Origin of the sequence: Flectobacillus sp. (assembly GCF_049240685.1) — a bacterium.
Taxonomy (GTDB): domain Bacteria; phylum Bacteroidota; class Bacteroidia; order Cytophagales; family Spirosomataceae; genus Flectobacillus.
Genome location: NZ_JBMLSD010000382.1, coordinates 6,943 through 15,693, shown reverse-complemented (window position 1 = coordinate 15,693; position 8,751 = coordinate 6,943). Strand labels below are relative to the sequence as shown.

At 38.9% G+C, this 8,751-nt stretch carries 5 protein-coding genes; 2 read left to right on the top strand and 3 right to left on the bottom strand.

From position 1 onward, the window contains the following. Window positions 1-513: hypothetical protein (locus tag ACOVQ4_RS17750; protein ID WP_421821955.1), on the top strand; the 513-nt coding region annotated here is incomplete at its 5' end. Between the two features lie 214 nt (window positions 514-727). On the opposite strand, the gene ACOVQ4_RS17745 is transcribed toward ACOVQ4_RS17750, so the two are convergent. From ACOVQ4_RS17745 to ACOVQ4_RS17735, 3 genes are all read right to left on the bottom strand, one after another. Further along, window positions 728-3,871, bottom strand: coding sequence for a glycoside hydrolase family 3 N-terminal domain-containing protein (locus tag ACOVQ4_RS17745; protein ID WP_421821954.1), 3,144 nt, complete (start codon window positions 3,869-3,871; stop codon window positions 728-730). A gap of 287 nt (window positions 3,872-4,158) precedes the next feature. After that, window positions 4,159-5,844 (bottom strand): astroprincin family protein, encoded by a 1,686-nt coding sequence (locus tag ACOVQ4_RS17740; protein WP_421821953.1) that lies wholly within the window; start codon window positions 5,842-5,844, stop codon window positions 4,159-4,161. A gap of 231 nt (window positions 5,845-6,075) precedes the next feature. After that, entirely contained in the window at window positions 6,076-6,744 is a 669-nt protein-coding gene (locus tag ACOVQ4_RS17735) for a hypothetical protein (RefSeq protein WP_421821952.1), read from the bottom strand. A 353-nt stretch (window positions 6,745-7,097) separates the two neighbouring features. Between ACOVQ4_RS17735 and ACOVQ4_RS17730 the strand changes: the two genes are divergently transcribed. Next, on the top strand, window positions 7,098-8,549 hold the full coding sequence (locus tag ACOVQ4_RS17730; RefSeq protein WP_421821951.1) for an amino acid permease: 1,452 nt from the start codon (window positions 7,098-7,100) through the stop codon (window positions 8,547-8,549). Window positions 8,550-8,751 lie beyond the last annotated feature (202 nt).

Sequence of the window (8,751 nt, the reverse complement as noted above, 5' to 3'; positions counted from 1 at the left end):
GTAGAACTTCACTGGCGTTCATCAGATGGCAGTATTGTGTTAGCTTCTGATGATGTAGCAGACAAAGAAATCAGCTTTTGGATTGAAAATATGCCATCACAAGAACGATTACAGCAGGTTGTTGAACGTAACGAATATATGTGGAAACGTCCTTCTAAAGAAGCAACGATAGACAAAAAGCTCTATCGGTTTAAGATTCGAGAAATGGGCTGGTTTGGTTCTTCATTTCCAGATATTGGCATTAGAATAAAGACCTCTGTAAACATCGAAATTTTAGCTGAATTTATCGGGAATACCATTGACTCTTATAACCAAAAAAGTCTGCTAAAAGATGATTTTGACGAAAACGACATGACAAATCTAGGCTTAATCCATAATTGTAGCTATGAAAAGAAAAAGAAAAACGTCTATCTCTTCACACTAGATATGGGTTCAGCACTTGATGGGGTAGATGCGATTTTGCAAGCACTAAATGATTCAGATTTTGAGATTGAATTAATCACGTTGGAATAAAGGAATTCAGTTCACTGTAAAGTTATAAACTTTTGAAAGAATAGGTCCAAGTCACAGACTTGAACCAGTGATAAAAAAAGCGACCTAGATATGACAAATTTTATCTGTCGTATCTAGGGCGCTTTTACAATTATATCAAAATGGAGGTTTATTGCATTTTCAAATCGTCACATCATCAAATTTTCAAATCCACAAATCCTCTCATTTTCAAATCTTATTTCTTAATGCCTCGTTTGATGGCATCGTAGATTACCTCGTTGATATTGGTTCTGACATTGAGGTCTGACAATTTGGAATTGTTGCGTGTAGGATATACTCGGTTGGCTAAGAATACATACACCAGTTGATTGTCGGGGTCAACCCAAGTATAAGTTCCTGTAAAACCCGAGTGTCCAAAGCTCGAAGCTGGGGCACTTGGAGCAGCACTAATGCCTGGCTTTTTGCGGTCGGGCTTATCGAAGCCAATGCCACGACGGCTATTTTCTGCAAGACTAAATGGATAGCTCGTCCATTCGTTCAAAGTACTTTCTTTGATAAAACGCTTACCTCCATAATATCCTTTTTGCAAATACATCTGCATCAATTTTGCCAAATCGTTGGCATTCCCAAACAAACCTGCGTGTCCCGAAATACCGTTGAGCATAGCAGCACCTTCATCATGTACTCGTCCGTGGATGAGTGTTTTACGGAAAAGGGAGTCATATTCTGTTGGTACAATTCTGTTTAAGTCATAATGCAAGCGAGCATTGTAAGTCAACGTAGTAGCGCCCAATGGTTTGTAGAAAGTATCTTTTAAGAAAGATTCCCAATCTTTACCAGTCAGACGAGGAATGATTTGTGGATACATATAGTACGACAAATCTGAGTAGACATATTCTTTTTTCTCACGCAAAGGCGAATCTTCAATCGCCTTGTAAAGCACATTGTGATAATCTTTATGAATCCAGAGGTTTTCTGCTACTTGGATAGAATAATCATTAGATTTTTCAGCCGCAAAAGTATGGTGCTTCCAAATGGTTGGTTGTGTGGAGATATTCACACATTCAGCCCAAAGTTTTTTGTCAGACTGTATTGCTTTTTCGATACGAGCATAAGCTTTTTTACGACTGAAAAGTTTTTCCCAAAACGTAATTTTATATCCTTCTGGATACCCGTGCGCAGCAATTTTATCTTGATATACTTTGCTTGCCAATAACATTTTGGTAGAGTCAATACAATCTTGCCAGAAAGGAATCCATGCTCTTAGGCGTGCTTGGTGCGTCAAAATATCTTTATATACCAAGCCAGCTTTATTGGAATTTTTCCAGTCTGGAATCATATCACCCATGGTACTGCTCAAAGAGAATTTACCTTCATCGCTCATACGCATCATCGCTGCTACCGAAGTACTAATTTTGGTAACCGAAGCCAAATCATACAAATCAGTTAAAGCTACCTTTTGATTTCCTTCATAGGTATGTTTTCCATAAGCTTTATGGAAAATTACTTTACCATTTTTAGCGACTAAAACCACCGCACCAGGCGTTGCCTTACGGTCGATAGCTGTCGTAACAATTGAATCAATGCGAGCGCCTAAATATTTTGAATCTATCCCTACTGCCTCTGGAATGGTATATTCAAAACGCTGAAGGGCTTTGGTCGTAATACCATCATTGTATTTGAAAGCAGTATTGACCGTCACAGGAAGTTTGCCTGTAATCGGAGTAGCACCGAATATGGCTTGTGCTGCAGCTTCTTGTGTAAAAGGTGTTTCTTGGAACGTTTGAACCAAAGCTGCCGCATTTTCCAAGTTTTCAAATTTCCCTAATGTATAAGGATTCGAGAAAAGAGTAATGATGGTTTTGGCATTGCTAAATCTCTTTACTAACTCCTGTGTTTTAGGGAGGATATTATAATTTTTAGCAGGACGAATATTTTGTCCATTCACACCCATAATCACCAAGTTGTACGATTTGAGTGCCTCCTCAACTTTGGCAATTGTACTATCAGCCGAGTTTTCGTCTAAGTTAAAATGTTCTACAGCCGTGTAATTGCCCAACATTTTCTGGAAATCCGTTACAGGTTTCGACCCAAAAGCAGGTGTTCCAATAACCAATGAGGCAATTTTTAAGGTATCAAGGTTCTGTAAAGGAATAAGGTCTTTTTTGTTACGAAGTAAAGTAACCGTATTAATAGCCAACTGACGATTGAGCAAATCTGAAAAACGAGGATTTAGGTCATCAATCAAGTTTTTGGTATCTATCGCTTTGTACTTATCTAGTCCAGCCCATGATTTTGCCAATAGAATTCTTTTTACACGCTCGTCTATATCAGCTTGAGAGATTTCGCCACTTAAAAGAGCTTTTTTGATGGCATTAAATGCCGCAGGAACATCCACAAATGTTTCAAGAATATCATTTCCTGCAAGAATGGCTTTTACGTTGGCGGTTCCTTCAGGGAAAAACTTTACAGCTCCTTGCATATCCATGGCGTCCGTAAATACTAAACCTTTGAAATTTAATTCTTTACGTAATAAATCCGTAATGACTTTTCTTGACAGCGTCGAAGCTAAGTTTTTGGTAGTATCCAAAGCAGGAATATTTAGGTGCGCTACCATAACTCCCTGTAAACCATTTTTGATAAGTTCACGATAAGGATACAACTCTAAAGAATCTAATCGAGTACGATTATGATTAATCAAGGGCAAATCGTAATGAGAGTCGGTACCAGTATCGCCATGCCCAGGAAAGTGCTTCGCAGAAGTAATAACCCCTCCACGTTGTAGGCCTTTCATGTAGGCAATGGCTTTTTGCGTTACTTGATATTTGTTTTCGCCGAATGAGCGAAAGTTGATAACAGGGTTGTTGGGATTATTGTTGATATCAACCACAGGCGCATAATTAATATGTACGCCTATACGCTTACACTGAAGTGCAATTTGATAACCCATTTCTTCGAGTAGCTGGGTATTGCCTTGCATGGCACCTAAAGCCATTTGGTAAGGAAAACGAGTTGTACTGTCGAGACGCATACTTAAGCCCCATTCCAAGTCCATGCCAATGAGCATAGGTACTTTAGCCATCGCTTGTAGCTTATTGACTAATACGGCTTGTTTGCTAGGATTTCCAGCGAAGAAAACTAATCCACCCACGTGGTAATCCCTTACGATTTGGTTGAGGCGAGTCGTATCATAAGTAGCGTTGTAATTAGCACGAGGCATCATCAATTGACCAATCTTTTGGTCAACTGTCAGCGTTTTAAATACAGAGTCTACCCATTTTTGATTAGCATTCGGAAAAAGCTCTGATTGAGCCAAAGCCCCCGAACTTGCCAAACCAAGGATAGCTAAGGTTTTGATGAAGTAATGCGTTATTTTCATTAAGCGTTTCAAAGGTTGATTGAATATGCAAGATAAGCATTTTTTGAGGGATACGCTTACGGGCTTGTATGGGAATAAGATTGATGCAGACTTTTGGATTCATAGGAAATAAAAATAGGGTATCTATTTTATGATAAAAAATAAATACCCTATTTAAGTAGTAGGAAAAATTAAATTTATCGTATATCTGAGGCAAAATTTGACTATAACATTTCGATTATGAATATCATCAAACAACCAACATACTATTAACTAAAAACGTTTTCCTACTTAGAAGCCTTATTCTACTACTTACAATCGTTTGCGGTGTAGGTAGCCAATAGTTTAACTCGATCAGTTGCTGGATTATAGGAAGTTGACCCAGTTATTGGTTTTCCAGTCGCCGTTGTAATGGCAGAAGACGTTTTGCTCATCGTTACGCGTCCAGTATACAAAGAACCATTATAGTAAGTATAAAAATTATAAGTTTGACCTTCAATCACACGAACAGAAGCCAGTCCACTTCGTGAGTAGGCATAAACGTATCCTCCAGCCCCATTCGAACTAAAGAGATATAGCCAAGTCGACGGCTTAATATTAAGATTTTTGTTGGAGCATTTTGCCGTAAAATCTATGTCTACATTAATATAGGTAGGCGGAGATGGCACATTGAGCGTGATAGGTACAGTACTACTCGCGCAAGCATCAAAAACACTAGTACTTCCGAGCAACTGTCCGTTTCTTCTTGCATATACCATAATTTGTAAACGATTACCATTTCCTCTGATAGCGCGGTATAATCCATTATTAATATTTCCATTACGAACATCAAAGTCCCACATTTGTCCGTAATAATATTTTCGGTTAAATCTATCCACGAGATAAATCATACCATAATAATCATAACTGTTAACATTGCCAGATACGTTGGAACTAACATTAAATTTTACGGTTCCGCCGCTATTGGAGCATGAGCCAGAAAAGTACCAGTCAAGATTCCAATAAGAGAGGTGTGATGCCTGAAAAGTTGCTGTTAACTTGCCGTCACTTCCTCTTACTACTGTTGCCACACCCTCTTCTTTCCATTGGCCTGTACTACTATCATAGCTCCAAGTAGGTATGGTATCACCTTCTTTCACTTTTTCACCAGTTTCTGGGCTTGTCAAATCGGCACTGATTCCTACTGAAACCTGAATAGGTTTTGAAAAGCTTTTGACAGCTTTACCATCGGCTTCCATATCTATGGCAACAAAACCGCCCGTAACAAAATCGCCGTCTGTGGTTGTACCATTATTCATAATTACATTTTCGGCACCAAAACCTCCTGGAAAACTTTGTAGCGAAGCAGTAGTTTCGGTAGAATACTGTACTACCTGCACCGATACATTATTGCTATTGATGGTAGCACCCGAAGCGTCTTTTACTTGAGTACCTGGTAGAAGAGTGACTTCTGCGACTTCGGGCTTGTCTGCTGTAGCTGGTACAACTACCTTTTCGCCAAGGGTCAGATTCACAGGCTCTACCGTCGTAGCTACCCCAACAGGAGGCTCCGAAGCTTTGGTTACAGGTATCTCATAAAAGCTTGCGAGTTCTTTATCAGTAATAACAAAAGTTTTACTGGTAGATACATATCCATTTCCAGATACGCTTACGGTAAACTCTATCGGGGCAGAAGCACTTGGCGAAACGGTTTTATTTAAAACCAATGATAAAACATTGTCTACAGGAACATACTCTTTTTTTCCTGCATCACTTAAAACAAAATCCTTTCCTGCCCCAGAAATAGTAACCGTTAGGCCACTAGGTATGGTGGTAGATGCTGGATTAGCATTTACAAATTTTATCAATAATGGCGCCTTGTAGATATCTGTGTTAACCGTAAGTTCGAGGTCGTCGAAAGGATTAATTTTTTGACATGAGAGAAATGTTCCAATACTCAGCGCAAGAACAATGAGTAATCTATAGATATTTTTACGATTATATACCTTTTCCATGAGAGTCTGAATTTAGATTGAGTAATTAAAAAGCTTATCTAATTGAAAATTTAGGCCATTTTACTTTTGAAAGTATAGTCCTAAGTTAGTACGCAGAATAAAAATTAATTTTTGAGCTTATGACTTTCAGCTTTGAGCATTCGGCAAAAACATAGCTATCGTTACAAAAAAAACCTATAACACTCTGGACCTTGTGCCTAAAACAAAAAAGTTAAATCTAATTCTGCATGATTACTTATTTAGCCTAACAGCAAGCCTCAGATTAATCATTGGCCAATAACGCCAATCATCCATGTTGGATTGAATTTTGGGCTCTTGCTCCGACATACTGCTCAGTCGCTCAGTTCCTGAAAGCGTAACTTTGGGCTTAGGCAAATAATAGGAGCCTAACTCAAATCCAAAACCTACTCGTTTTTTGGGAACGGCTCTACCAAAACCAATGCCTGCAAAAGGGGCAAAACCATTGTCATAACGCAAGTCAAACAAAAAAGACCCAACCTCTTCTGGAGTAAACACCGTTTCGCCAAAGGTATAGTTAGCTGTTGGTGAGGCATTTACCGACACAAATCCTTTTTGTATCAAGCTTCCTCCTGCGATGATTTTGAAACTACTTTTGACAAATGGATAATACTCTACAGAAAGCCCAATGGCACTCATGTCCATATTGCCCGCAAGAAGAATGTTTTCATTCGAAATCTTTTGCTCTTGATTCAGATTATACTTGAGATAAACATACGAAGCTCGTATGGCCAACTTATTATAAGGCTCATATACGAAGCTTAGCCCTGGAGTAGTTCCAAGATTGACATTTGCTGCAAACCTGTTGGTTTTGACAAATTGCGCGGAGGCGTAATGGCTTAAGCCAAACACCATTAATAAGGAAAGTAGTTTTGTCTTCATTGCAATTGTAGGTAAAATGAATATAAACGGAGATGGACACAAATACAAATGGGTACTTGGCGAGTACCATTAATCAAAGCAAACAAGAATCTAAGGAGTAGTAAAACCCCATTTTAAAATATTTTGAAGCAAGAAGAGAATGTATGAAAAACTAACTTAGGGACTGAAAGCTTATTGCTAGGCAGGTTATACGTTAAATTTAATATTTTACTTGAAAACCAAATAATTAAATAGATTTTTTGTGAATGTTTTTTTATTAAGCGGTTATGTATACAAAATCTATAAAATTACTCTAGTAAATAAGCATATCCTGTTCTAACTTTGTAAACTATTATTCAACAAACTCCAATACAGTGAAATATATCAAACCCATCGAACAGCTCATCCGAGAGTCGGAGGAGTCTGGCGAAAAAACGCTCAAACGCTCTCTTAATGCCTTTCAATTAATTATGCTTGGTTTAGGGGTAATTATTGGTGCAGGCTTATTTTCTTTAACTGGTTTGGCGGCTGCTAACAATGCTGGCCCCGCTGTGACGCTCTCGTTTGTGGTAGCAGCAGTGGGTTGTGCTTTTGCAGGCTTATGCTACGCCGAATTTGCGGCGATGATTCCTGTGGCGGGCAGTGCCTATACCTATTCCTATGCAACACTTGGCGAGTTGGTCGCTTGGATTATCGGTTGGGATTTAGTGCTAGAGTTCTCTGTCGGTGCAGCTACTGTGGCCATTAGTTGGTCTAACTATTTAGTAAAATTTTTGGCTTTTTATCAACTCTATATTCCTCCCCAACTGGTTCACTCACCCTTTGAAACAGTTACATTAGCCAATGGACAACCAATTCATGGATTGTTCAACTTACCTGCGGCGTTGGTAGTGGTGTTTATGTCCTTTATCTTGATGCGTGGAACCAAAGGCTCTGCTATATGGAATGCGATTGTGGTATCATTGAAGGTGGCGGTAGTATTGGTATTTATTGCTTTGGGATGGAATTATGTTCAGCCCCAAAACTATCAACCTTACATCCCTGCCAATACTGGTGTATTTGGCGAGTACGGCTGGTCGGGAATTTTGCGTGGTGCAGGTGTGGTATTTTTTGTGTTTTTGGGTTTTGATATTATATCGACAGCGGCACAAGAAACTAAAAATCCACAGCGCAATATGCCTATTGGTATCATTGGCTCTCTGTTGGTTTGTACAATTCTATTTGTGCTATTTGCCCATGTTATGACAGGACTTTCGCATTATACTACATTCAAAAACAATGCTGCACCTGTGGCGGTGGCTATTCAACAAACGCCATACGCTTGGTTGTCTCAATTAGTTATTTTAGCTATTTTGGTGGGTTATACATCTGTTATTCTAGTGGATTTGATGGGTCAGTCACGGGTATTTTTTAGTATGTCTAAAGATGGACTTCTTCCTAAAATATTCTCTGAAGTACATCCAAAATTCCGTACACCTTGGAAGTCGAATATTGTATTTTGTGTATTTGTAGGTTTGTTTGCCGCATTGGTTCCAATTGATGTCGTTGGTGAAATGACCAGTATTGGTACATTATTGGCTTTTGTGGTAGTTTGTGGTGGTATTTTGGTTTTAAGAAAAACAAACCCAGACACTCCACGTTCATTCAAAACGCCCTGGGTACCATTCGTACCAATTATGGGTATTTTGACTTGTGTAGGAATGATGGCCTTTTTGCCATTAGATACTTGGATTCGACTAATTGTGTGGATGGCTATCGGTATGGTGATTTATTATACATACGGGCGTAAGAATAGTATTATAAGAAAAAAAGTATCTAAAGAATAAGGTAATAAGTTAGTGAGCAAAATTAAGTTTTCAAGCAATAGGTTTTAGGCTTTCAGGTATCGGCTTACGGCTTTCAGGTATCGGCAATCGGCTATCAGCTATAGGCTTACGGCTTTCAGGTATCGGCACTCGGCTCTCAGATATAGGCATTCGGCACAAAACATTTATCGCTCATTGCCTTGTGCCTATTGCCTGTTGCCTA